Here is a 20,396-nt window from a genome sequence, read left to right as displayed (position 1 = left end):
TGGTGTAAACAGCAGGGAAACTCGTTTCAGTTTCTGGTGGAGTGGTAGATGACGCACGAATGGGACCTGGCCGCGGACGTGGTGGTCGTCGGATACGGCGCGGCGGGCGCGGCCACCGCCTTGCAGGCCACGGAGGACGGAGCCCAGGTCCTGGTACTGGACCGTTTCACCGGCGGGGGAGCGACCGCCCTGTCCGGCGGCATCATCTACGCGGGTGGCGGTACCTGGGTGCAGCGCGCGGGTGGGGTCGAGGACACCCCGGAACTGATGCTCGCCTACCTCGAACGCGAGGTCGGCGACGCTGTCTCCCCGGCGACTCTGCGCCGCTTCGTCGACGACAGTCCCGCCATGATCGACTGGCTGACCGGGCACGGGGTGCCGTTCGAAGCGTCGCTGTGCCCGTACAAGACCTCCTACCCGAACAACGACTACTACCTCTACTACTCCGGTAGCGAGATCTCCGGCGCGTTCGCCGATATCACCCCTGCTCAGCGCGGTCATCGGGTCAAAGGTTGGGGTACTTCCGGCAAGAAACTGTTCGCGCCGCTGGCCCGCTCGGCAGAGCTCGCGGGGGTGCGGGTCGAATCGCTCACCACCGCCACTGCCCTGGTCACCGATGACACCGGCGCGGTCGTGGGAGTCGAATGCCGGACCCTGCGCGACGCCCCCGCGCGCGTCAAGACCCGTTACATACGGATGGCCGCGGTCGCCGCCAAACCCGGTATCTACTACCCGCCGCTGCGCCGGGCTCTGGAGAAGCAGCTGGCCCGGCTGGATCGGCGGTACGGAACCACCATCCGGGTCCTCGCCCGGCGCGGGGTGGTGCTGACAGCGGGCGGTTTCATCGCCAACCGCGAGATGCTGCACGCCTACGCGCCCGCCTACAAGAACGGACTGGCCCTCGGCAGCTCCGGTGACGACGGCAGCGGGATCGAACTGGGTCGCAGTGTCGGCGCCGCGACCGACCGGATGAGCAATGTATCGGCCTGGCGATTCCTGCTGCCGCCGAGCTCGTTCGCGGGCGCGATGCTGGTCGACGGCAAAGGACAGCGGGTCATCGACGAGACCCGCTACGGTGCCGCGGTCGGCGATGCCCTGATCAACCGGCACGACGGTATCGGCTGGTTGCTCGCCGACGACGCCCTCATGCGGACGGCGATCTCCCAGATCGGGCCGCAGGCGGCCTGGTTCCAGCGGATGCAGTTCGAGGTGATGCGGCGCAAGGCCGAGCGGGGGAAGACCCTCGACGAGGTGGCAGCCGCCGCCGGTGTGGACCCGACGGGCCTGCGGGAGACCGTCGCCGCGCACAACAGCGCCTTCGCGACCGGCGCACCCGACCCGGTGGGTAAGCCCGCCGAGTACGTCCGCCCGGTAGGTGCGGGCCCGTACTGGATGCTCGACGTCTCCATCGCACCGAGCCTGACCAATCCGTGCCCGATGTTCACCGTCGGCGGTCTCGCGGTCGACGAGCAGACCGGTGCGGTCCGCGATACCCGCGGCGGCGTGATACCGGGTCTGTACGCGGCGGGCCGGACGGCAGCGGGGATCTGCGTGAACTCCTACGTCAGCGGACTTTCCCTGTCGGACTGCGTTTTCTCCGGCCGGCGCGCGGGCCGGAGTGTGGCGGGGGGATCGGCCGTTGGGGAAGGTACGCCCGGAGCGGAGACATCCCAGGGGAGATAGACCCTCGCCGCGTTCAGCCTTCTTCCCAAGGGTTGACGAAGGCGACTCCCATCGGCCGGAAGTCGGCCTCGTTGCGCGTGGCGAGGGTCAGGCCGTACGCGGTGGCCGTGGCAGCGATCAAGGCGTCGTGAGCCGGCCGCCGGTGGGGGACGTGCATGCGGGCCGCGATCTCCGCGATTTTCTGATCGATATCGAGCACCCTGCCTGCGTAGGCCGGCAGCACTCCTTCGTTCAGCCAGTGATCGAGCGCTCGGGCCTGCGCCACATCGCAGCGGCGTTTATTTTCGATCCCGGCCCGGAGTTCGAGCAGAGTGATCACCGAGAGGTACGTGTCCGAGGGCGATAGATTTCGTGCCCATCGGTCGACGTTCCGGTCCCTCCGATCTTCTCCTTTTCGCAGCTCGGAGACGACGTTGGTGTCCAGAAGAAAACTCACAGATCGACCTCGCGGAGCGAGTCCGAGGGCCGCACCGGCTCGAAGTCGATGTGATCGTTCATTGTGAAGGCGTCCGCCAGTGAAAGTCCGGTCCGAGTGAGCTCCTGGTAGTCGGCGAAGGTCAGAAGCACATGAGACGGTCGGCCGTGGTCTGTGATGATCACCGGCCCGCGGCCGGCCGCCCGCTTCGCGGCAGTCACATCGTGGTTGAAGTCGCGGGAAGTTACGATACTCATCGAACACCTCTTTGTAGGTATGTAGTTACATTACCGCCTGATGGTGCTGGAGGCTACCCGTCCGATGTGGCTGCTGACCGGCGGGCACGGACCGCATCTGCCCCCGCGCCCGTTATCTCGACAGGTCATCGCCGGGATCAATCCCGCGGTCGGTGTGGTGGAACCGGTGGACGAGAACTCGTGTCTGCTGCTCACCGGCGCGGACGCGATGGAGACGATCGCCATCTACTGAGCATGCTCATGATGGATTTCCGGATCGACGGTCCGCCCGAGCTGGTGGAACACATCCGCACGCTGGTACGGCGTTACCGGAACGCGGTCGCCCATCTCTGACCCGTTCTCGGATCGGTCCCGGAATTCCGGGCGAGGCACGGCAGCCGGGGGAGCTCACGCTTGCGCGAGCGTCGGATAGTCGGTGTAGCCCTCGGCACCACCCACATACATCAGGTGCGCGTCCCGTATCGCGTTCAAGGGCGCACCGATACGCAGACGTTCGACCAGGTCGGGGTTGGCCAGGAAGGAGCGGCCCAGGGCGATATGGTCGGCTCCGGCGGCGAGCAGGCGCTCGGCCTCGACTGTGAGGGCACGGGGGTCGCGGGTATCGCCCGATTTCGCCGGGTTGGCGACGAGGCTGCCGGGCCAGATCTCCCGGATCTGCCGCAGCAACGGGTCCTCCGGATCGATCCGGACGATATGCAGGTAGGCCAGGCCCAGGCCGGCGAGTGCGGTGACGAGTGCCGGATAGATGGCGCCGGTATCACCTTCGGCTATCCCGTTGGCGGGGTTCGCCGGGGAAATACGCAACCCCACCCGCTTCGGGCCGATGGCCGCCGCCACCGCCCGCACGACCTCGACTGTGAAACGGATCCGGTTCTCGACCGGGCCACCATAGGCATCGGTTCGCCGGTTGGTGTTCTCGGCCAGGAACTGATGCAGCAGGTAGCCGTTGGCGCTGTGCACTTCCACCCCGGCGAACCCGGCCTCGACGGCGTTGTGCGCGGCGGCGACGAAATCGGCGACCGTCGAGCCGATCTCGGCGACCGAGAGTTCGCGCGGTGTCACGGCGGGTTGACGGCCCGACGGAGTGTGCACGGTCTCGGGGAGCGGAATCGGTGAGGGAGCCACCGGGACCAGGCCGCTGTTGTCGGGATGGCCGACCCGGCCGCCGTGCTGGAGTTGCAGGAACATCCGGCCGCCCGCGGCGTGGACCGCGTCGGTGACGCGGCGCCAGCCGACGATGTGCTCGGCCCGGTGGATACCGGGGATATTGGCGTAGGTCTGGCCCACCTGGTTGGGGGTCGCGGCCTCGGCGATGATCAGACCTGCTCCGGCCCGCTGGGCGTAATAGGCCGCCATCAGCTCGGAGGGGGTCCCGTCGGCTTCGGCGCGGTTACGGGTCAACGGGGCCATGACCAGGCGATGCGGCAATTCGAGTCCGGCCAGGCGGGTGGGAGCGAATAGATCGGGGGCTGCTGTGGTTGTCATGCCTGGACGGTAAGACCTCACATTGATGTGAGATTCAAGTCCTGGAGCGGAACAGCGAGGTGAGAATGCGCATCGGGGAACTGGCGCAGCGGACCGGAGTCAGTGAACGGTCATTGCGTTACTACGAGGAGCAGCGGCTGCTCACGGCCGAACGTACACCGGGTGGGCATCGCGACTACCCCGAGCAGGCAGTGGATCAGGTCGTGCAGATCCAGGAGCTGTTCGCCGCCGGACTGTGCAGTAAGAAGATCGTGCAGATCCTGCCCTGCATGCCCGATACCGACGGCGGCGCGAACGAATACGCGACACCGGAACTGGTCGGAGAACTGGAGGTCGAGCGCAAGCGCATCGACGGGATGATCGCCGATCTGCTCCGCTCCCGCGGGGTACTCGACGAGGTGATCGAACGGGCGGGCGCGGGTTTCACGACCACAGCCGAGTGAGAGCCGCCGGGTAGGAGCGGGCTGCCCGGGACGACGACGCGCTACCGTCGCGCGGTCGATCGGTTCCGGGGCGCGTCCGGTCCCGGATCACTCCGGCGGTTCTGCCGATTTCGCGACCTATCCGGCCTACACTCGGGCCCACTGTCCCCGAGTCAGGTGGTGACTCATGGCGTTCGCGGTGTGGGTACGGTCGGTACCGGTCTTCTCGGCGCTGCTGGTGGCGGCGCTGAGTGGTTGCGCGTCACCGAGCGGAGGTGACCCCGGCTCAGTGGTTTCGGTGACCGCCCCACCAGGAGCGGTTCAATCGTCCCCGGTCGCAGCGACTTCGGAACAGGAGCGGCCGGACCCGCCGCCGACCGCGATGGTCTCGCTGGTGGCTGTCGACGCATCCGGTCAGCCGTCCGACGGTTTCGTCGTATCCGGTACCGCTCCCGCCGGCGAAATCGACTGCGATGAAAGCACGTCCAGTCGCTCGGCGACCAGTCCCGGGATCTACCACTGCGGTGCCTCGGCCGACGCCGCGGATGTGTGCTGGGTCCGACCCGCCCGGAGCGAAGTGCTCTGCGCCGATGACCCCTGGAACCGTGAACTGCGCTGGTATACCGTGGATCCCCGGCTGGAACCGATCGGAAAGATCGCGGACCCCGAGCCGTGGGCGCTCGAACTCGCCGATGGTCGCAAATGCCGTATCCGGGTCGGCGGGGCGTGGGGCGGCCGCGCCGACGGTCTGGTCGGCGCCTATTCGTGCACCGGCGGAGCCGAAGTCGTCCTGCAACCTTCCGACGCCCGCACCGCCATCGACACATCCGCCCCCACCTGGCATGTCGCCATAGGCGAACTCGGTGCCGGTTCCCCCGACCTGCCACCGCCGACGATCGTGGACGTGCGCACGGCCTATTTCGCGGCCGCGCCCTGACCGTCGGTCTCGCTATGCGGATGGATCCGGTCGGCGCCTATTCGCTCGATGCGTATACGCCCCCACATGCGGCCGCCTACATCACCGCTATGGCCGAGCTGTTGCCCGCCGATGCCGACGGCCGGGCCGGAGCGGGGCCGGAAAGGATCGTCGAGGAACTGGCGGGAAACCGGGGGTAGTTCGCTGGATGTTCCGGCGGCGGGGATCCGACGGGCTGCTACCGAAGCGGAATGTCCACCTCGTATTCGTGCTCGGCTCGCGGCCCGTGGATCCTTCGGTCGGTTTCGGCGATCGCGACATCGTTGATGCTCGCTTCCCGGCGCCGCATCAGCCCGTGATCGTCGAACTCCCACAGTTCGTTGCCGTAGCTGCGCCACCACTGACCCGTGGTGTCGTGCCATTCGTACTGGAAGCGGACCGCGATGTGGTTCTCGTTGAAACTCCACAGCTGCTTGCGGAGTGCGTAGTCCAGCTCTCGCTCCCACTTGGCAGTCAGGAACGCGACGATCTCATCGCGCCCGGTGACGAACTGATCGCGATTCCGCCAGACCGAGTCCGGGGTGTACGCCAGGGCGACCCGCTGTGGGTCCCGGGTGTTCCACGCGTTCTCCGCGGCGCGGACCTTCTGGAGCGCGGTGGCCGCGGTGAACGGAGGGTACGGTGGTCGCGTATCGGTCATGGCAGCCTTTCATGGTGTGTTGTGACGGCGCGATCGGTCACGATGACGGTGGACCGGTGGCGCTGCTCCGATGTGCGGCCAGCTCCGACTCGAGTTGGCTGATCCGTTCTCGTAGTGGTTCGGTGGCGGCCCGCATTTCGTCGGCGGTGAAGCGCGGAGTGATGAACTTGGGGCAGTTCCAGTCGAATGCGACGACCTCGACGGTCAGAAGGCCTTCGAGTCGGCCGTTCGTCCCGAGTTGTTCGAGTAGTTCGGGTGCGGGATCCGGATCGAATCGCGCGTGACCGAGGACCTTGAGCCGTTTCCGATTCGGATAGTCCACCGCGATGATCGCGACCCGGTCGTCGTGGTCGAGGTGGCCGGCGGTGATGTACTGGCGGTTGCCGAGGCTCTCACCCCAGACCAGCTGCGTGGGGCCGGTTACTTTCACGAAGCCCGCCGGCCCACCGCGGTGTTGCACGTAGGGCCAGCCGTTGCTGCCGGTGGAGGCGATGTAGAAACTGTCGCGGCGCTGTAGGAACTCGGCTTCCGCCGCGCCCATACCGGTCGGCGTGGGCGCGGCGGAAATCGCGTGTTCGTAGCGGTCGAACGAGCCCCGTCGGCGCTGATGCGCCTGCTCATCCGCTCCGAAAGTCAGTGCGAAGAAATGTTCCATGGTCAGAACGACAGGATCGAGTATCCGTTGTCGACGAGGGCGCGCAAGCTGGCCAGACCCGAGGTACCCGGCAGCGGGTTGTCCTTGATCAGGTCGAGCCCGGAAGCCTGAGCGCCTTCCTTGCCGCCGAAGAAGTCGGTGCATCCGCAGGAGACACCGGCGATCGTATGGCGCACTGCCTGGTAGACGTCGTAGGCGGGGTGCTCGGGCGAGTTCAGAAGCTCGGGCCAGCGGGTGCCCGCACCCTGGAATTGCAGCCGCACCTCGTCGCCGGCCTGGTCGAAGTCATAGGCGGCGGCGAGGGCATTGAACACGCGGCCGAGTGCTTCGTCGCCGCCGTTGGGGTCGCTCATCACGAGAACCGCGGTTTTGGTCGAGGTGTTGCGACTCATTGCTTTTCTCCAGGGGGTAGACGAGCCCGGGACCGATCGGCCCCGGACCTTCTTGCTGTGAATTCTCGAGCTGGACCGGGTGTCACCGGGTCGCCGTGTCGAGTGGCCGGAAATCTGGTGAGAACGACCGTTCTCGATCGTGTCGATAGTATAGGAGAACGAAGGTTCTCAACGCAAGGGAGGCCGCTGTGCCGGATGAAACCGACGCGCTACAGGTACTCGCCGCAGCCGACCGGTTGTTCAATGACCGAGGTGTGCAGGCGGTCGGGATGGACAGCATTCGCGACGCCGCGAACGTGCCGTTGAAGCGCCTCTACCAGCACTACCCCTCCAAAGCCGATCTGGTGTGTGCGGTATTGGCGCAGCGCGACCGTGACGTGCGTAGTGCGATTGCCGAATTTGTGGACGCGCGGACCCGCACGCCGCGGGAGCGGGTCCTCGCGGTGTTCGACTTCTTGCTCGACTGGTTCGAAGAACCCGGTTTCCGGGGCTGCCTGTTCATCAACACCGTCGGGGAACTGGGCGGTACCTCCGACGAGGTCGGCCGGATCGCACGCAGTCACAAACTCGCTGTGCGTGACTATCTGGCCGACCTCGTCGCCGAATGCTCACTTCCCGTGGGCCTGGCCGATCAGCTCATGATTCTCGCCAACGGCGCCATGGTGACCGCCGCTCTGCACGATGAGCCGCAGGCAGCGCGCCAAGCGCGCGCCGCGGCCGAGGTCTTGCTCGCCGCGGCCGAAGAACGTGACGGATCGTCGGCCTGATCCCGATCGTGCCGCCGGGAGGCGTTCACCCCTTGATGATGAGCTCCCTTACCTCGGAGGTAATCGTCTCGGCCGGACAGCGCGGGCTACGTTGGTGATCTCGCCGCATGAGCGGGGACGCGCACCATACGGAGGGCCGATCATGTCCATAACCACATCGACGAGCACAAGGGCCGCGGTCGAGGAGCTACTGCGCGCGATCGGGGCGGGCGATCCCGAGCTCATCGCCGAGCTGTACGCCGAGCGTGGCGATTGGAAGCTGAACTGGCCGGAGGCCGAGCACGGTCGCGCCGCCACGCCCTGGATCCGTCACCGGGCCACCCGGGCCGACGCGGCCGCCCACTATCGCGAAATCGCCGAGCACCACGTGCCGGAGCAGGTGGCGACGGAGGTCGAGCGCATTCTGGTCGACGGAAACGACGCGGTCGTGATCGGCGAGATTCGCCAGACTGCTCGGTCCACCGGACGTGCGTACCGCGCACGGTTCGCTATGCACCTCACCTTCGAAGACGGCTTGGTCACCCGGCACCATATCTACGAGGACAGCCTCGCTGTCGCCCAGGCATTCGACGCCGACGGCCGGTAAAAGCCGTCAGAGCCAGGTGTCCAAGGTCGTGGTGGTGAGGAAATGGTCCAGGTCGGCGCGCCAGGGGGCCGGGGTGGTCTTCTCCGGCTCGATGGCGGTGTACTGGCCCCGGTAGAACAGCAGCGGGCGGCCGTTCGAGGTAGCGGGGGTCTCCGACATCGCCAGGACCCGGCCGATCACGATGAAATGGTCGCCGCCGTCGACCACGCTGTCCACCCGGCATTCGATGGTGGCCAGCGAGTTGTCGAGCCGGGGCAGGCCCAGTTCGGAGGTGTGCCAATCGGTTCCGCCGAACTTGTCCGGTTCGCGGGAACCGAATTTCGCGCAGACCGGTTGCTGCTCCTCGGCCAGTACGTTGACACAGAAACGCCCGTCGGCCTCGATCGCGGCCCATGAACGGGACCCTTTGGTCGGGCAGAACAGCACCAGGGGTGGTTCCAGGGAGAGCGCGGCGAAGGACTGGCAGGCGAAACCGATGGGGGTATCACCGTCGGTGACCGTGGTGATCACCGTGATACCGGTGCAGAACTGCCCGAGGATATTGCGGAACTGCCGGGGATCGATGGGGGCCTGCGCCGCGGCCGCTTCCCCCGTGCTGTCCGCCGGATCCGCTGGTGCCGTCACGTTCATACCGTCCTCGCCTCGTTCACGGAGCTGCCGGCGGACGGACCGCCGGATTCAGCCGGGCCCGGTGCGAGTATCGCACCGGGCCCGGCCGGAGATCACTTGAAACCCACCGAGAAATCGTGACCCCACAGGCTCACCGCGGTGGATTCCCGGGCGGTCCAGCTGTGGTCGTCGACTTCCAGTCCCTCACAGCCGAATTCGATATCGAATCCGCCCGGAGTCTTCATATAGAACGACAGCATTTTGTCGTTGATATGCCGGCCCAGCGTGGCCGACATCTTCACCTTCTTGCGCAGCGCCCGATCCAAGGCCAGGCCGACATCGTCGGAGTTCTCCACCTCGACCATGAGATGGACGATGCCGGTCGGGTTGGGCAGCGGCAGGAAGGCCAGCGCGTGATGGCGTGGGTTGCAGCCGTAGAACCGCAGCCAGGCCGGATCGCCGTCCTCCGGGCGGCCCACCAGCTGCGGCGGCAACCGCATCGAGTCACGCAGCCGGAATCCCAGTACGTCCTGGTAGAACGCCTGTGCCGCGGCATCGTCGGAGCAGGTCAGGACCACATGTCCCAGGCCCTGCTCGGCGGTGACGAATTTGTGGCCGTACGGGCTGACGAACCGCCGTCCGAGGTACTGCGCGCCGTAGAACGCCTCGAGGGTGTTGTCGGAGGGATCGGAGAACCGGATCATGCCCTCGACCCGGCGCTCGGCCAGTTCCTCCTTGGTGCCCTCTTCGAACGCCACCCCGGCTTTATCCAGCGTCTCGCGCAGGCGTTGCAGCGCGGGGGCGTCGGTGACCTCCCAGCCGGAGACCAGCAGCCGGTCCTTACTACCGGGCTCGATCACGAGCCGGGCGGCGAAATCGTCCATGCGCAGGTAGAGCGCATCGGGATTCGCTCCGTCGCCCTCCATCATGCCGAGCACTTTCAAGCCGTACTCGCGCCAGGCCGCCATATCGGTGGCCTCGATGCGCATGTACCCGAGTGCCTTGATACTCATTGTCATTTCTCCTTGACGCCGAGCAGGAAATCGGTGGCCAGCCGGTTGAACTCGGCGAACTTCTCCAGCTGCGCCCAGTGTCCGCAGCCGCCGAAGACGTGCAGCTGGGCCCGGGGAATGCTCTTGAGCGCCACCAGCGCGCCGTCGAGCGGGTTCACCCGGTCCTCACGACCCCATATCAGCAGTACCGGCTGCCGCAGTTGGTAGGCATCGCGCCAGAGCATCCCCTTCTCGAAATCGGCGCTCGCGAAGGATTTACCCATGGCGCGGGTGGCCGCGAGCGCCTCGGGGGTGCTCGCGGACGCGAACCGTTCGCCGATCAGTTCCTCGGTGACCAGGGCCTGGTCGAACACCATGATCCGCAGGAACGCCTCGAGATTCTCCCGGGTGGGTTCGTAATTGAACTTGCCCAGCAGTTTGACGCCCTCGGTGGGGTCGGCGGCGAACAGGTTGGTGCTCAGCCCGCCCGGTCCCATCAGGACCAGTTTTCCGGCCCGATCGGGGTAGTCGAGCGCGAATCGCACCGCGGCGCCGCCGCCGAGCGAGTTGCCCAGTAGGTGGACGCGGTCGGTGATCTCCAGGGTGTCGAGCAGATCCTTCAGCGCCGAGGAGCTGTGCACGAAGTACTGCGGATGCTCGGTCGGCTTGTCGGACTGTCCGTAGCCGGGCTGGTCGACCGCGATCACATGGAAATCGCGGGCCAGCACCGGGATATTGCGAGAGAAATTCGACCACGACGAAGCGCCCGGCCCGCCGCCGTGCAGCAGCACGATGGTGGGACCGTTACCGACCCCGGCCTCGTGGTAGTGCAGTTTCAGATCCGGACGAACCTGCGCGAACCGCGAAGTGGACTCGTAGGTGAGTTCGGCGGTCGAGGTCATCACACCATCCCGTCGGAAACCGGGAGCCCGAACTCGTGGGTGCCGTACATGACGTAGGCCCGCTCGGGATCGTTGGAGGCGTGCACGCGGCCGGCGTGCGCGTCGCGCCAGAACCGCTGTAGCGGGGTGCCGTTGACCAGGGCGGTGGCACCGGAGCTCTCGAAGAGTTTGTCGATCGAGGCGATGGCCCGGCCGGTCGCGCGAACCTGGTCGCGCCGGGCGCGCACCCGCAGGTCGAACGGGATCTCCTTGCCTTCCAGCAAGAGCGCGTACTCGTCGGCGACATTGCCCGACAGCTGCCGCCAGGCGGCGTCGATATCGCTGGACGCCTCGGCGATCCGGACCTTGGTGAACGGATCCTCCTTGGCTTTCTCGCCGGCGTAGGCCGCGCGCAGCCGCTTGCCCTGGTGCTCGACATGGGCCTCGTAGGCGCCGTAGGCCATACCGACGATCGGCGCGGAGATGGTGGTGGGGTGGATGGTGCCCCACGGCATCCTGTAGACCGGGTCGGTGTTGCGTTCCAGACCCGGCGATTTCAGATCGTTCATGGTCTTGTAGCTGAGGAACCGGTGCGTGGGGACGAAAACGTCCTTCACCACGAGGGTGTTCGAACCGGTACCGCGCAGGCCGACCACGTTCCAGACGTCGTCGATCTCGTATTCGGAGCGCGGGACCAGGAAGCTGCCGAAATCGACCGGTTTACCGTTCTTGATCACCGGTCCGCCGACGAAGGTCCAGTCGGCGTGCCCGGAACCCGAGGACCAGGCCCACGAGCCGCTGACCCGGTAGCCGCCGTCGACCACAGTGCCGGCGCCCATCGGCGCGTAGGACGAGGAGATCCGCACATCGGTGTTATCGCCCCACACCTCTTCCTGCGCCTCCTGGCCGAACAGCGCCAGATGCCAGTTGTGCACGCCGATGATCCCGGCCACCCAGCCGGTGGACCCGCACGCGCTGGCGATCTTGCGGACCGTGTCGTAGAAGACGACCGGATTTGCGGCGTGCCCGCCCCACTGCTTCGGCTGCAGGAGTCGGAAGAAACCGGCTTCCTGCAGGTCCTTGATGGATTCCTCGGGAATCTGCCGAAGGTCTTCCGCCTCCTGCGCGCGGGCGCGCAGTGTGGGCAATAGCGCTTCGACCCGCTCCGTCACTTCTCGCGTCATCTCCGGCCCTGCTCCTGCCTGGTCGTTTTGCTAACCGGTAGTCATCTGCTCACCGCAGAATTTACTTCTGAGACTAGAACAGGTTCTCGTTCATGTCGAGAACCGGTGTCTGGGTGCTGCGGATATGCGACATGTGCAGGATGTAGCGCGAATCGCTGGCATTCGGGACGCCAGTTTTGTAACGTGTTCTAGTACAGCAAGAGGAGGAATTGCGATGGCAGCAACCACGCCGGGCGGTGCGAAGGTCCGCGAGCTCGACGTCGGCTCGGTTCCCACCCGATACGCCCGCGGATGGCATTGCCTGGGGTTGGCGCAGAATTTCCGGGACGGCAAACCGCATTCGGTACAGGCGTTCGGGACCAAGCTCGTGGTGTGGGCCGACAGTGCCGACGAGTTGCACATACTCGACGCCTACTGCCGCCATATGGGCGGCGACCTCAGCATGGGCGAGGTGAAGGGCGACGATATCGCCTGCCCGTTCCACGACTGGCGCTGGGGCGCGAACGGCAAGTGCACCTCGATTCCCTACGCCCGGCGCGTACCGCCGCTGGCGCGGACTCGGCGGTGGACCACCCTCGAACGCAACGGTCAGCTCTTCGTCTGGCACGACCACGAGGGCAATCAGCCGCCACCGGAGGTCACCATCCCGCATATCGAGGGCCCCTACACCGATGCCGACGGTAACCCGGTCGAGGAGCTCGAAAGCGGCTGGACCGAGTGGACCTGGAACAATCTGCTGATCGAGGGCGCGAACTGCCGCGAGATCATCGACAACGTGGTCGATATGGCCCACTTCTTCTACATCCACTTCGCGTTCCCCACCTACTTCAAGAACGTCTTCGAGGGGCATGTCGCCACTCAGTTCCTGGAGACCAAGGGTCGCCCGGACGTCGGTGCGGGCGCCAAGTACGCCGGTGAGCAGCTGTTGAAATCGGAGGCGTCGTACTTCGGCCCCTCCTACATGATCAACCCCCTGATCAACAGCTACGGCGGCTACGAGATCAAGGTCCAGCTGATCAACTGCCACTACCCGGTGTCGCAGGACTCGTTCATGTTGCAGTGGGGTCTGACCGTCGAGAAGCCCAAGGGCCTCGACGACGCGACCGCACAGAATCTCGCGCGGACCATGGCCGATTTCTTCGGCGACGGGTTCCTGCAGGATGTCGAGATCTGGAAGCACAAGTCCAAGGTCGAGAATCCGTTGCTCTGCGAGGAGGACGGCCCGGTCTACCAGCTGCGGCGCTGGTACGACCAGTTCTACGTCGATATCGCCGAGGTGACCGAGAAGATGACCCAGCGGTTCGAATTCGAGGTCGACACCACGAAGGCGAACGAGGCATGGGAAGCCGAGGTCGAAGAGAACCTGCGGCGCAAACGCGAACAAGAAGCGGACGCCGACCAGGCGGAGGCGGGAGTCTGATATGACCAGCTGGGCGAAAGCACCCGATTTCGCCGACCAGCCCGCCCGGCGGGCCGAGGTGCGGGCCCAGACGGTCGTGGACCAGGAACGGTATCTGGAGGACGGCCTGACACCGCTGCGGTGTCAGGCCTGCCATACCGAGGTGCGGGTCCGTAAGAGCAGCGCCCGGCAGACCTCGGTGCAGTGGACCGAGAACCCGGCCGAACGCTGCCCGGTCTTCGCCGAGCTCAGTGCCAAGGGGCACGGGCCCGGTCGGCCGGACACGTGCGAACGTTTACAGAAGACCATCAAGTGGGCGGTCGACGAGGGTGTGCTCGAAGTGCCGGAGTAGCCGGCGAGCTCGACGAACCTCTGGATAGGCCGGGAGATGCGGTGAGGGGCGTGTCCCCTGTGACGCTGTGGGACGAAGCCTCAGTGGGCTAACCTGTTAGCTAAGGAGGTGGCCATGGCCGGCAACGCGGCGGAACAGTTCAATATCCACGAGGCGAAGACCAATCTGTCACGCATCGTGGAACGCGTCGAGCGCGGCGAGGAGATCGTGATCAGCCGTGCCGGGCACCCTGTGGCCAAGGTCGTGCCGCTGGTCCGACGGGCAGACCGCACCGGCCGTGGATCGCTGCGTGGAACGCTCACCCTCGAAGCGGACTGGGACTCCGAGGAGACGAACGAGGCAATAGCCGACGAGTTCGGCATCCCGCGGTGAGCTTGCTGCTGGATACCCATGTGGTGTTGTGGTGGCTCGCGGACGACCCGACGCTCACCGACGAGGTCAAGGATCGGCTCGACCGCGATCCGGATGTGTTCGTGAGCGCCGCTTCGGTATGGGAGGTGGCGATCAAGCATGCGGGTAGAAAACTGCACGGACCGGCCGATCTTCCAGAGCGGGTGCGTGACAGCGGTTTCACCCTGTTGCAGATCAATGCAGAACACGCGATCGCGGCCGGCCGGTTGCCGCTGATCCACCGCGACCCGTTCGACCGCATGCTGTTGGCGCAGGCGAGCTCGGAAGATTTGGTGCTCGCCACCCGCGACCCCTGGTGCCGCAAATACGAGATACCGACACTGGTGGTCTGACGTAACGGGTTCGCACCGAGGCGCGGCGGCGGGTGCGTCGGTCACTTTGGCACGGCTCCCCACGCCGCGCAATTGTTTTTCGTACGGTCAGATCGCCGACGCCCTCAGTGATCGACCAGCGGCCGGCGGGGGACGCCGAAGAGCTCGGCGTCGCCGTGGGCGCGTTTGAAGTACAGGTGCGCGTCGTGTTCCCAGGTGATGGCGATACCGCCGTGCAGCTGAACGGTTTCGGCGGCGATCGCCGAGAACGATTCGGAGCACTGCCGCCGGGCCACCCAGACATCCTCGGCCGCCGAAGCGGTATTCCCGGCCACCGCGAAGGTGGCGGCGAGGGAAGCGGATTTCGCCGACTCGGCGAGCACGTACATATCCGCCATCCGGTGTTTGAGGGCCTGGAAACTGCCGATTGCCCGGCCGAACTGCACCCGTGACTTCGTGTACTCCACGGTTGCTTCGAGGCAGTACTCGGCCGCGCCGACCTGTTCGGCGGCCACCGCGGCCCACGCGATCCGGTGCAGCTGTTCGATGATCGGGCCCGGATCCGCGTCGCCCAGCCGTCGCGCGGGCACAGCGGTGAAGGAGATCTCGGACAGACCGCGGGAGGGATCCATGGCGGCGACCCGGCGCCGCTCGACCCCGGCGGCGGCCGGATCCACCTCGAACAGACCGGATTCGGTGACCACGATCAAGGTATCGGCGGCGGTCCCGTCGAGGACGTAGTGCGCCGTCCCGTCGAGGACATAGTGCGCCGTCCCGTCGCGGACGTAGTGCGCCGTCCCGTCGCGGCTCTCCCCATCGGCCCGCACTCCGAAATCGTCCCAGCCGCGGGCCGAGGCCCAGCAGACAGCGAGGGTGCTACGTCCCTCGGCGACGCCGGGCAGCAGTCGCGCACAGGCCTCGACGTCCCCGGAGAGCAGTACCGCCTGCACACCCAGCACGGCGGATCCGAGCATCGGCACATCGGCGAGTGTCCGGCCGATTTCGCCCACCACCAGCAGGGATTCGGCCAGGCCCGCGCCGAACCCACCGAACTCCTCGGGTATCGCCAGTGCGGCCACTCCGACCTGTTCGCACAGCTGTGCCCACAGCCGCGGGTCGTAGCCCAGTTCGGTATCCATGGCCTTGCGGATTCCGGCCCGGGCGTCCCGTTTGGCCAGCAGGCCTCGGACCGCTGTCACCAACTCCTGCTGTTCCTCGCTGATCATCTCTTCTCCCGTGTGTTTCCGACGGTCACCGGCAGCGCATCCGTGCGCATCCGCCGCTGCCTGCTGTTTCTGGTCAGGTGAGCGCGCCGGACGGGTCGGCCGCGGCCGGGGCGCGCAAGGCGTCGGCCACCCGGCCGCGATGCAGATCCGGGGTGCCCCAGGCGGAGCGTAGGGCGGTGACCCGGGTCAGCCACAGCGACAGGTCGTATTCGGCGGTGTAGCCGATGGCGCCGTGCACCTGCAGAGCGCTGCGGGCGGCCCGGTAGGCGGCGTCGGCGCAGGCCACGGCTGCCGCGGAGGTGTCGCGGGCCCGGTTGGGGGTCGCGGTGGTGAGCGCCGCCCGGTACAGCAGCGGTTCGGCCAGGTCGAGGCCGATGAAGACATCCGCGAGTTTCTGTTTGAGGGCCTGGAACTCACCGATCGGGCGACCGAACTGTTTGCGCTGTTTCACATAGTCGGTGGACGCGTCGAGCAGAGCCTTGCCGGCGCCGAGCAACTGCGCGGCGTTGGCCAGGACCCCGGCATCGAAACCGGCCGCGGCGGCCGCGGCCACGTGCGGTCCCTCGGCGACCAGCTCATCGGCTTCGACAACGAACAGGCGGCGCGCGGGGTCCACCGAGCGAACCGCTTCGCCGACCCGGCCGGTGCTCACGCGGTCACCGTCGATCACGAGCACGAGATCGACCCGGTCGGCGTCCACCGCTACCGCGCGACCACCATGCCCGGTGAAGGCGGCGGTGGCCGAGAGTGCGCCCTCGGAAATACCCGGTAGCCAGCGCCGGGCCGGTTCGGGGTCGGTGCTCGCCAGCGATTGCAGCAGCGCGGGTACGACGGCGGCCGATTCCACCAGCGGTCCGGGTGCCGCGGCTCGGCCGATCTCGACGAAGGCGACCAACTGGTCCAGCGGTTCGGCGTCGAGACCGCCGAACTCGTCGGTGATGGTCAAGCCGAATGCTCCGGCGGCGGCCAGCTGTTCGATCAGTGCGCGACCGGCCGCCGGATCATCGGTGCTCCACGCCCGCACCGCGGCGGTGGTGGAACCGGATTCGAAGAGCTTGCGGATACTGGCGCCGAAGTCCAGGTGTTCCGGGCTGAGCGCGAATTTCATCGGCTGGATCCCCTCGGTAGGCCGAGGAGCCGCTCGGCGATGATGTTGCGTTGGATTTCGTTGGTGCCGGCGTAGATCGGACCGGACAGTGAGAACAGATAACCGTCGGTCCAGCGACTCTCCTGTTCGGCCTCGGCGCCCAACAGGTCCAGCGCGGTTTCGTGCATGGAGATATCGAGCTCGGACCAGAACACCTTGGTGATGGACGATTCGGCGCCGAGCTTGCCGCCCTCGTTCAATCGCGTGACGGTGCCGAAAGTGTGCAGGCGGTACGCCTCGCTGCCGATCCAGGCGTCCACCACCGCGTCCCGTGCGGCAGCGCCGGTATCACCGCGTTCGGTCCACAGCTCGATCAGCCGTTGTGCGGTCGCGCTGAACCGGCCGGGACTGCGTAGCGAGAGACCGCGTTCGTTGCTGGAGGTGCTCATCGCGACCCGCCAGCCCTCGTCGGGGGCGCCGATCACATCGCTGTCGGGGACGAAGACATCGTCGAGGAAGATCTCCGCGAAGCCCGGTTCGCCGTCGAGCTGGGGGATGGGACGCACGGTGACGCCCTCGGCGGTGAGCGGGAACATCAGATAGGTGAGGCCGCGGTGCCGCTCGGCGGTGGGGTCGCTGCGGAACAGGCCGAAGGCCCAGTCGGCGAATGTCGCCCGCGAACTCCAGGTCTTCTGACCGCTCAGCAGCCAGCCACCGTCGGTGCGCGTTGCCGTCGACCGGATACCGGCCAGATCGCTACCGGCTTCCGGTTCCGACCATGCCTGCGCCCAGATATCGTCGCCCCGTGCCATCCGCGGCATGATCCGCGCCAGCTGTTCGGGTGTGCCGTGCTCGAACAGGGTGGGGGCCAGCAGGAAGATCCCGTTCTGGCTCACTCGGCCGGGCGCGCCCGCCGCGTAGTACTCCTGTTCGAAGAGCACCCATTCCAGCAACGACGCGTCGCGGCCGCCGAACTCGCCCGGCCACGACACCACCGACAATCGGGCGTCGGCCAGGGTGCTCTCCCAGGCGCGATGGGCTTCGAACCCGGCTGCGGTGTCCATCGACGGCAGCGGTTCCGAGGGAACGCATCCGGCCAGGAATTCGCGGACTTCCCGCTGGAATTCCCGGGTACCTTCGTCGAGATCGAGGTCCATTCAGTCTTTCCCGTCCGTATTCTTCGCGTCGGCCGAACTCGCCTGCGCTTTCATCGATTCGGCGTTCATACCGCCCAGGGAATCGGCGCCGACCTCGGCATTGTGCGCATGCGCGAAATGGTGGAGGCCGAATACCGAGTCCATACCGGCGCGCATGCCCATGAGGTCTTCGGACTGGTTGACCGCTTTCTTGGTCAACGCCAGCCCGAACTGCGGCATGGTGGAGATCTTCTCGGCCAGCGCCATGGTCTCGCTTTCCAATTCGGCGCGCGGTACGACCCGGTTGACCATGCCCCATTCCTTGGCCTGGTCGGCGCCGAACCGGTCACCGGTGAACAGGAATTCCTTGGCGGCGCGCGGACCCATCACCCACGGGTGGGCGAAGTATTCGACACCCGGAATTCCCATCCGCACGACGGGGTCGGAGAAGAACGCGTCGTCGGCGGCGATGATCATGTCGCAGACCCAGGCCAGCATGAGCCCACCCGCGATACAGGCGCCCTGCACCATGGCGATGGTCGGCTTGGGGATCTCTCGCCACCGGCGGCACATCCCCAGGTAGACCTCCGTCTCGCGGGCGAAACGCTGGTCGCCGCCGGGGCGGTCCACATGGTCCCACCAGAGCGCGGCCTTGTTCGGGTACTTCACATGATGGTCGCGACCGGGAGTGCCCAGATCGTGACCGGCGCTGAAGTGTTTTCCGTTTCCGGCCAGCACGATGACCTTGACCTCGGGATCCGCCACTGCCCGCTCGAACGCGGCGTCGATGGCGTAGGTCATCACGGAGTTCTGCGCATTGCGGTAGTCCGGCCGGTTCAAGGTAACCACGGCGATCGGGCCGCGGCGCTCGTAGGTCACCACATCCGGCTCGTAGGGGACACTCCCCGCGGTGCCGTCGGCCCCGTTTTCCGTCATTGCGAATTCTCCTCACGTAGCTGGCGTTTGAGCACCTTGCCGCTGGCGTTGTAGGGCAGTTCGTCGCGGAATTCGACGAAGCGCGGCACCTTGAAATTGGCCAGTGTCTCGGTGGCGTAGGAGAACACCTGGTCCTCGGTGAGCGCGGCGCCCGGTTTACGGACGATGTAGGCCTTGCCCACTTCGCCCATCCGGGTATCGGGCACGCCGATCACCGTGGATACGGCGACCCCGTCCAATCGGGCCAGAGCCTGTTCTATCTCGGCGGGATACACATTGAAGCCGCCGCTGACATACATATCCTTGAGGCGGTCGGTGATCTTCAGATATCCACGATCGTCGACCACACCGATATCGCCGGTGTGCAGCCAGCCGTCGGCGTCGACGGTTTTCGCGGTGCTCTCCGGATCGTCCAGGTAGCCGAGCATGACATTCGGTCCGCGCAGCAGGACCTCGCCGGCGTCACTGAGTTTCAGTTCGAAACCGGCCATGGGCCGGCCGCTGGTGCCCGAGATCGTCTCGGCATCGTCCTCGACCCGGCACATGGTGCCGAAACCGGAGGATTCCGAGAGTCCGTACGCGGTGAGGACCACGTCGAAATCGAGTTCCTCGCGCATCCGCTCCACCAGGACGACCGGTACCGGTGCCGCCCCGGTGATCGCCACCCGCAGGCTGCCCAACCGGTACTCGCCGCGGTCCGGGAAATCCAGGATCGACTGGTAGATGGTGGGCGGGCCGGGCAGGACGGTGATCTTCTCCTGGTCGATGAGCCGCATCGTGGTCGGTACATCGAAGACGATCTGCGGGACCATGGTCGCCCCGGTGAGCAGGCAGGCGATGATTCCGGCCTTGTAGCCGAAGCTGTGGAAGAACGGGTTGACGATCAGGTAGTTGTCGTCGCTGTTGAGGGTCGCGCATTCGGTCCAGCCGCGGACCGCGGACAGGGTCTGCCGGTGTGCGATCAGCACGCCTTTGCTGCGGCCGGTGGTGCCCGAGGTGAACAGGATGTCGGACAGATCCTCGGGGCTGATCGACTCGGCGTGTTCGCGCGCCTGGTCGCGGCTGACTCCGGCGCCGGCCGCGACCAGTTCCGACCAGTTCAGCGCGTCGTCGACCGGTTCCTCGGTGCCTTCGACCGGGAGTACGACGACGGTTCCTATCCGCAGGTCCGGCGCGGCCGCGCGCAGCTCGGCGAGCCGGTCGCGTTTCAGGAAGGTGCCGGCGATGAAGAGCGCCTCGGCGTCGACCCGCCGCAGTACGTCGGCGACCTCGTCGGCGACGTAGCGGGTGTTGAGCGGGACCAGCGTCGCGCCCGCGTAGTGCGCGCCCAGGGCGGCGATCACCCAGTGATGGGTGTTGGGCGACCAGATACCGACGCGGTCTCCGGTGCGGATACCGCGGGCGAGCAGCGCGCGTGCCACGTCCTGTACCTGTTCGAGCAGCTGGGTCCAGTCGAGCCGGACGGGGCCGTCGGCCAGTGCCGGGGCCGCGCCGTAGGTCTGGGCGGCGGCGTGCAGGGCCAGTGGTGTGGTCCGGTCCGTCGGTGGGGTGTGCGCAGGGGGTGTCACGGGTGTCCTCGATGTCGTGCGGCCGT

26 protein-coding genes are annotated in these 20,396 nt (G+C 66.7%); 11 read left to right on the top strand and 15 right to left on the bottom strand.

Features of this window, described 5'->3' with window-relative positions; all coding sequences use genetic code 11:
* The first annotated feature begins 48 nt into the window (after window positions 1-48).
* Window positions 49-1,683 (top strand): FAD-binding protein, encoded by a 1,635-nt coding sequence (locus OG405_RS23825; RefSeq protein ID WP_327148670.1) that lies wholly within the window; start codon window positions 49-51, stop codon window positions 1,681-1,683.
* A gap of 13 nt (window positions 1,684-1,696) precedes the next feature.
* On the opposite strand, the gene OG405_RS23820 is transcribed toward OG405_RS23825, so the two are convergent.
* Together OG405_RS23820 and OG405_RS23815 are read right to left on the bottom strand one after the other, a co-directional pair.
* Window positions 1,697-2,119, bottom strand: coding sequence for a type II toxin-antitoxin system VapC family toxin (locus OG405_RS23820; protein WP_327148669.1), 423 nt, complete (start codon window positions 2,117-2,119; stop codon window positions 1,697-1,699).
* Window positions 2,116-2,355, bottom strand: a complete 240-nt coding sequence (locus OG405_RS23815; RefSeq protein ID WP_327148668.1) for a type II toxin-antitoxin system Phd/YefM family antitoxin — start codon at window positions 2,353-2,355, stop codon at window positions 2,116-2,118. Before OG405_RS23815 ends, OG405_RS23820 begins: the two co-directional genes overlap by 4 nt.
* Before the next feature lie 40 nt (window positions 2,356-2,395).
* Here OG405_RS23815 and OG405_RS23810 point away from each other — a divergent pair, with 40 nt between their 5' ends.
* On the top strand, window positions 2,396-2,587 hold the full coding sequence (locus OG405_RS23810) for a hypothetical protein (protein WP_327148667.1): 192 nt from the start codon (window positions 2,396-2,398) through the stop codon (window positions 2,585-2,587).
* 155 nt (window positions 2,588-2,742) lie between these two features.
* Here OG405_RS23810 and OG405_RS23805 read toward each other — a convergent pair whose 3' ends face one another.
* Window positions 2,743-3,840: an alkene reductase gene (locus OG405_RS23805; protein WP_327148666.1), complete on the bottom strand. Its 1,098-nt coding sequence runs from the start codon at window positions 3,838-3,840 to the stop codon at window positions 2,743-2,745.
* A gap of 65 nt (window positions 3,841-3,905) precedes the next feature.
* Between OG405_RS23805 and OG405_RS23800 the strand changes: the two genes are divergently transcribed.
* The 3 genes from OG405_RS23800 (at window position 3,906) to OG405_RS23790 (ending at window position 5,378) form a co-directional block, all read left to right on the top strand.
* Window positions 3,906-4,283, top strand: coding sequence for a MerR family transcriptional regulator (locus OG405_RS23800; RefSeq protein ID WP_327152474.1), 378 nt, complete (start codon window positions 3,906-3,908; stop codon window positions 4,281-4,283).
* A gap of 166 nt (window positions 4,284-4,449) precedes the next feature.
* A complete protein-coding gene (locus tag OG405_RS23795; RefSeq protein WP_327148665.1) occupies window positions 4,450-5,199 on the top strand; it encodes a hypothetical protein in 750 nt (249 codons plus the stop codon).
* Between the two features lie 14 nt (window positions 5,200-5,213).
* Window positions 5,214-5,378, top strand: coding sequence for a hypothetical protein (locus OG405_RS23790; protein ID WP_327148664.1), 165 nt, complete (start codon window positions 5,214-5,216; stop codon window positions 5,376-5,378).
* 38 nt (window positions 5,379-5,416) lie between these two features.
* On the opposite strand, the gene OG405_RS23785 is transcribed toward OG405_RS23790, so the two are convergent.
* From OG405_RS23785 to OG405_RS23775, 3 genes are read right to left on the bottom strand one after another with little or no spacing between them, the layout of a single operon-like run.
* The gene (locus OG405_RS23785; protein ID WP_327148663.1) at window positions 5,417-5,878 is read right to left on the bottom strand and encodes a nuclear transport factor 2 family protein; all 462 of its coding nucleotides are present in this window, start codon (window positions 5,876-5,878) and stop codon (window positions 5,417-5,419) included.
* A 37-nt stretch (window positions 5,879-5,915) separates the two neighbouring features.
* A complete protein-coding gene (locus OG405_RS23780; RefSeq protein ID WP_327148662.1) occupies window positions 5,916-6,533 on the bottom strand; it encodes a pyridoxamine 5'-phosphate oxidase family protein in 618 nt (205 codons plus the stop codon).
* A gap of 2 nt (window positions 6,534-6,535) precedes the next feature.
* Window positions 6,536-6,925 carry a hypothetical protein gene (locus OG405_RS23775; RefSeq protein WP_327148661.1) on the bottom strand — a complete coding sequence of 130 codons (390 nt, stop codon included), beginning with the start codon at window positions 6,923-6,925 and terminating at the stop codon, window positions 6,536-6,538.
* 188 nt (window positions 6,926-7,113) lie between these two features.
* Between OG405_RS23775 and OG405_RS23770 the strand changes: the two genes are divergently transcribed.
* Both OG405_RS23770 and OG405_RS23765 read left to right on the top strand, forming a co-directional pair.
* Window positions 7,114-7,692, top strand: a complete 579-nt coding sequence (locus OG405_RS23770; protein ID WP_327148660.1) for a TetR/AcrR family transcriptional regulator — start codon at window positions 7,114-7,116, stop codon at window positions 7,690-7,692.
* 142 nt (window positions 7,693-7,834) lie between these two features.
* Window positions 7,835-8,278 carry a nuclear transport factor 2 family protein gene (locus OG405_RS23765; protein ID WP_327148659.1) on the top strand — a complete coding sequence of 148 codons (444 nt, stop codon included), beginning with the start codon at window positions 7,835-7,837 and terminating at the stop codon, window positions 8,276-8,278.
* Between the two features lie 6 nt (window positions 8,279-8,284).
* Here the strand turns inward: OG405_RS23765 and hsaB are convergent, their stop codons facing one another.
* From hsaB to hsaA, 4 genes are all read right to left on the bottom strand, one after another.
* Window positions 8,285-8,902, bottom strand: coding sequence for a 3-hydroxy-9,10-secoandrosta-1,3,5(10)-triene-9,17-dione monooxygenase reductase subunit (gene hsaB, locus OG405_RS23760; RefSeq protein ID WP_327148658.1), 618 nt, complete (start codon window positions 8,900-8,902; stop codon window positions 8,285-8,287).
* A gap of 98 nt (window positions 8,903-9,000) precedes the next feature.
* Window positions 9,001-9,900, bottom strand: a complete 900-nt coding sequence (gene hsaC, locus OG405_RS23755; protein WP_327148657.1) for an iron-dependent extradiol dioxygenase HsaC — start codon at window positions 9,898-9,900, stop codon at window positions 9,001-9,003.
* Between the two features lie 2 nt (window positions 9,901-9,902).
* On the bottom strand, window positions 9,903-10,781 hold the full coding sequence (gene hsaD / locus OG405_RS23750; protein ID WP_327148656.1) for a 4,5:9,10-diseco-3-hydroxy-5,9,17-trioxoandrosta-1(10),2-diene-4-oate hydrolase: 879 nt from the start codon (window positions 10,779-10,781) through the stop codon (window positions 9,903-9,905).
* The gene (gene hsaA / locus OG405_RS23745) at window positions 10,781-11,944 is read right to left on the bottom strand and encodes a 3-hydroxy-9,10-secoandrosta-1,3,5(10)-triene-9,17-dione monooxygenase oxygenase subunit (RefSeq protein ID WP_327148655.1); all 1,164 of its coding nucleotides are present in this window, start codon (window positions 11,942-11,944) and stop codon (window positions 10,781-10,783) included. Before hsaA ends, hsaD begins: the two co-directional genes overlap by 1 nt.
* Before the next feature lie 214 nt (window positions 11,945-12,158).
* Between hsaA and OG405_RS23740 the strand changes: the two genes are divergently transcribed.
* The 4 genes from OG405_RS23740 to OG405_RS23725 all read left to right on the top strand — a co-directional run bounded on the left by OG405_RS23740 (window position 12,159) and on the right by OG405_RS23725 (window position 14,438).
* Window positions 12,159-13,364, top strand: a complete 1,206-nt coding sequence (locus tag OG405_RS23740; protein WP_327148654.1) for a Rieske 2Fe-2S domain-containing protein — start codon at window positions 12,159-12,161, stop codon at window positions 13,362-13,364.
* 1 nt (window position 13,365) lies between these two features.
* Window positions 13,366-13,695 carry a hypothetical protein gene (locus OG405_RS23735; protein WP_327148653.1) on the top strand — a complete coding sequence of 110 codons (330 nt, stop codon included), beginning with the start codon at window positions 13,366-13,368 and terminating at the stop codon, window positions 13,693-13,695.
* Between the two features lie 114 nt (window positions 13,696-13,809).
* A complete protein-coding gene (locus OG405_RS23730) occupies window positions 13,810-14,067 on the top strand; it encodes a type II toxin-antitoxin system Phd/YefM family antitoxin (RefSeq protein ID WP_327148652.1) in 258 nt (85 codons plus the stop codon).
* Window positions 14,064-14,438 (top strand): type II toxin-antitoxin system VapC family toxin, encoded by a 375-nt coding sequence (locus OG405_RS23725; RefSeq protein ID WP_327148651.1) that lies wholly within the window; start codon window positions 14,064-14,066, stop codon window positions 14,436-14,438. Before OG405_RS23730 ends, OG405_RS23725 begins: the two co-directional genes overlap by 4 nt.
* 104 nt (window positions 14,439-14,542) lie before the next feature.
* On the opposite strand, the gene OG405_RS23720 is transcribed toward OG405_RS23725, so the two are convergent.
* The 5 genes from OG405_RS23720 to OG405_RS23700 form a co-directional block, all read right to left on the bottom strand.
* Window positions 14,543-15,643 carry an acyl-CoA dehydrogenase family protein gene (locus OG405_RS23720; RefSeq protein WP_327148650.1) on the bottom strand — a complete coding sequence of 367 codons (1,101 nt, stop codon included), beginning with the start codon at window positions 15,641-15,643 and terminating at the stop codon, window positions 14,543-14,545.
* Window positions 15,644-15,716: 73 nt separating this feature from the next.
* Window positions 15,717-16,751 (bottom strand): acyl-CoA dehydrogenase family protein, encoded by a 1,035-nt coding sequence (locus OG405_RS23715; protein WP_327148649.1) that lies wholly within the window; start codon window positions 16,749-16,751, stop codon window positions 15,717-15,719.
* Window positions 16,748-17,887 (bottom strand): acyl-CoA dehydrogenase family protein, encoded by a 1,140-nt coding sequence (locus tag OG405_RS23710; RefSeq protein ID WP_327148648.1) that lies wholly within the window; start codon window positions 17,885-17,887, stop codon window positions 16,748-16,750. Before OG405_RS23710 ends, OG405_RS23715 begins: the two co-directional genes overlap by 4 nt.
* Window positions 17,888-18,802: an enoyl-CoA hydratase gene (locus tag OG405_RS23705; protein WP_327148647.1), complete on the bottom strand. Its 915-nt coding sequence runs from the start codon at window positions 18,800-18,802 to the stop codon at window positions 17,888-17,890.
* Complete coding sequence (locus tag OG405_RS23700) at window positions 18,799-20,370, bottom strand: FadD3 family acyl-CoA ligase (RefSeq protein ID WP_327148646.1); 1,572 nt, start codon at window positions 20,368-20,370, stop codon at window positions 18,799-18,801. Before OG405_RS23700 ends, OG405_RS23705 begins: the two co-directional genes overlap by 4 nt.
* Window positions 20,371-20,396: the final 26 nt, after the last annotated feature.

This window comes from Nocardia sp. NBC_01329 (assembly GCF_035956715.1).
Classification (GTDB): Bacteria; Actinomycetota; Actinomycetes; order Mycobacteriales; family Mycobacteriaceae; genus Nocardia.
The sequence above is the reverse complement of the archived record's forward strand: the minus strand, read 5'-3'. Positions and strand labels throughout refer to the sequence as shown.

Bases quoted from the DNA above. Each gene is read 5' to 3' on its own strand.
- OG405_RS23720 (WP_327148650.1), bottom strand. From the start codon at position 15,643: ATGATCAGCGAGGAACAGCAGGAGTTGGTGACAGCGGTCCGAGGCCTG.
- hsaD (WP_327148656.1), bottom strand. From the start codon at position 10,781: ATGACCTCGACCGCCGAACTCACCTACGAGTCCACTTCGCGGTTCGCG.
- OG405_RS23765 (WP_327148659.1), top strand. From the start codon at position 7,835: ATGTCCATAACCACATCGACGAGCACAAGGGCCGCGGTCGAGGAGCTA.
- OG405_RS23715 (WP_327148649.1), bottom strand. From the start codon at position 16,751: ATGAAATTCGCGCTCAGCCCGGAACACCTGGACTTCGGCGCCAGTATC.
- OG405_RS23805 (WP_327148666.1), bottom strand. From the start codon at position 3,840: ATGACAACCACAGCAGCCCCCGATCTATTCGCTCCCACCCGCCTGGCC.
- OG405_RS23800 (WP_327152474.1), top strand. From the start codon at position 3,906: ATGCGCATCGGGGAACTGGCGCAGCGGACCGGAGTCAGTGAACGGTCA.
- OG405_RS23785 (WP_327148663.1), bottom strand. From the start codon at position 5,878: ATGACCGATACGCGACCACCGTACCCTCCGTTCACCGCGGCCACCGCG.
- OG405_RS23825 (WP_327148670.1), top strand. From the start codon at position 49: ATGACGCACGAATGGGACCTGGCCGCGGACGTGGTGGTCGTCGGATAC.
- OG405_RS23775 (WP_327148661.1), bottom strand. From the start codon at position 6,925: ATGAGTCGCAACACCTCGACCAAAACCGCGGTTCTCGTGATGAGCGAC.
- OG405_RS23815 (WP_327148668.1), bottom strand. From the start codon at position 2,355: ATGAGTATCGTAACTTCCCGCGACTTCAACCACGATGTGACTGCCGCG.
- OG405_RS23795 (WP_327148665.1), top strand. From the start codon at position 4,450: ATGGCGTTCGCGGTGTGGGTACGGTCGGTACCGGTCTTCTCGGCGCTG.
- OG405_RS23810 (WP_327148667.1), top strand. From the start codon at position 2,396: ATGGTGCTGGAGGCTACCCGTCCGATGTGGCTGCTGACCGGCGGGCAC.
- OG405_RS23735 (WP_327148653.1), top strand. From the start codon at position 13,366: ATGACCAGCTGGGCGAAAGCACCCGATTTCGCCGACCAGCCCGCCCGG.
- OG405_RS23710 (WP_327148648.1), bottom strand. From the start codon at position 17,887: ATGGACCTCGATCTCGACGAAGGTACCCGGGAATTCCAGCGGGAAGTC.
- hsaC (WP_327148657.1), bottom strand. From the start codon at position 9,900: ATGAGTATCAAGGCACTCGGGTACATGCGCATCGAGGCCACCGATATG.
- OG405_RS23790 (WP_327148664.1), top strand. From the start codon at position 5,214: ATGCGGATGGATCCGGTCGGCGCCTATTCGCTCGATGCGTATACGCCC.
- OG405_RS23705 (WP_327148647.1), bottom strand. From the start codon at position 18,802: ATGACGGAAAACGGGGCCGACGGCACCGCGGGGAGTGTCCCCTACGAG.
- OG405_RS23730 (WP_327148652.1), top strand. From the start codon at position 13,810: ATGGCCGGCAACGCGGCGGAACAGTTCAATATCCACGAGGCGAAGACC.
- hsaA (WP_327148655.1), bottom strand. From the start codon at position 11,944: ATGACGCGAGAAGTGACGGAGCGGGTCGAAGCGCTATTGCCCACACTG.
- OG405_RS23780 (WP_327148662.1), bottom strand. From the start codon at position 6,533: ATGGAACATTTCTTCGCACTGACTTTCGGAGCGGATGAGCAGGCGCAT.
- OG405_RS23740 (WP_327148654.1), top strand. From the start codon at position 12,159: ATGGCAGCAACCACGCCGGGCGGTGCGAAGGTCCGCGAGCTCGACGTC.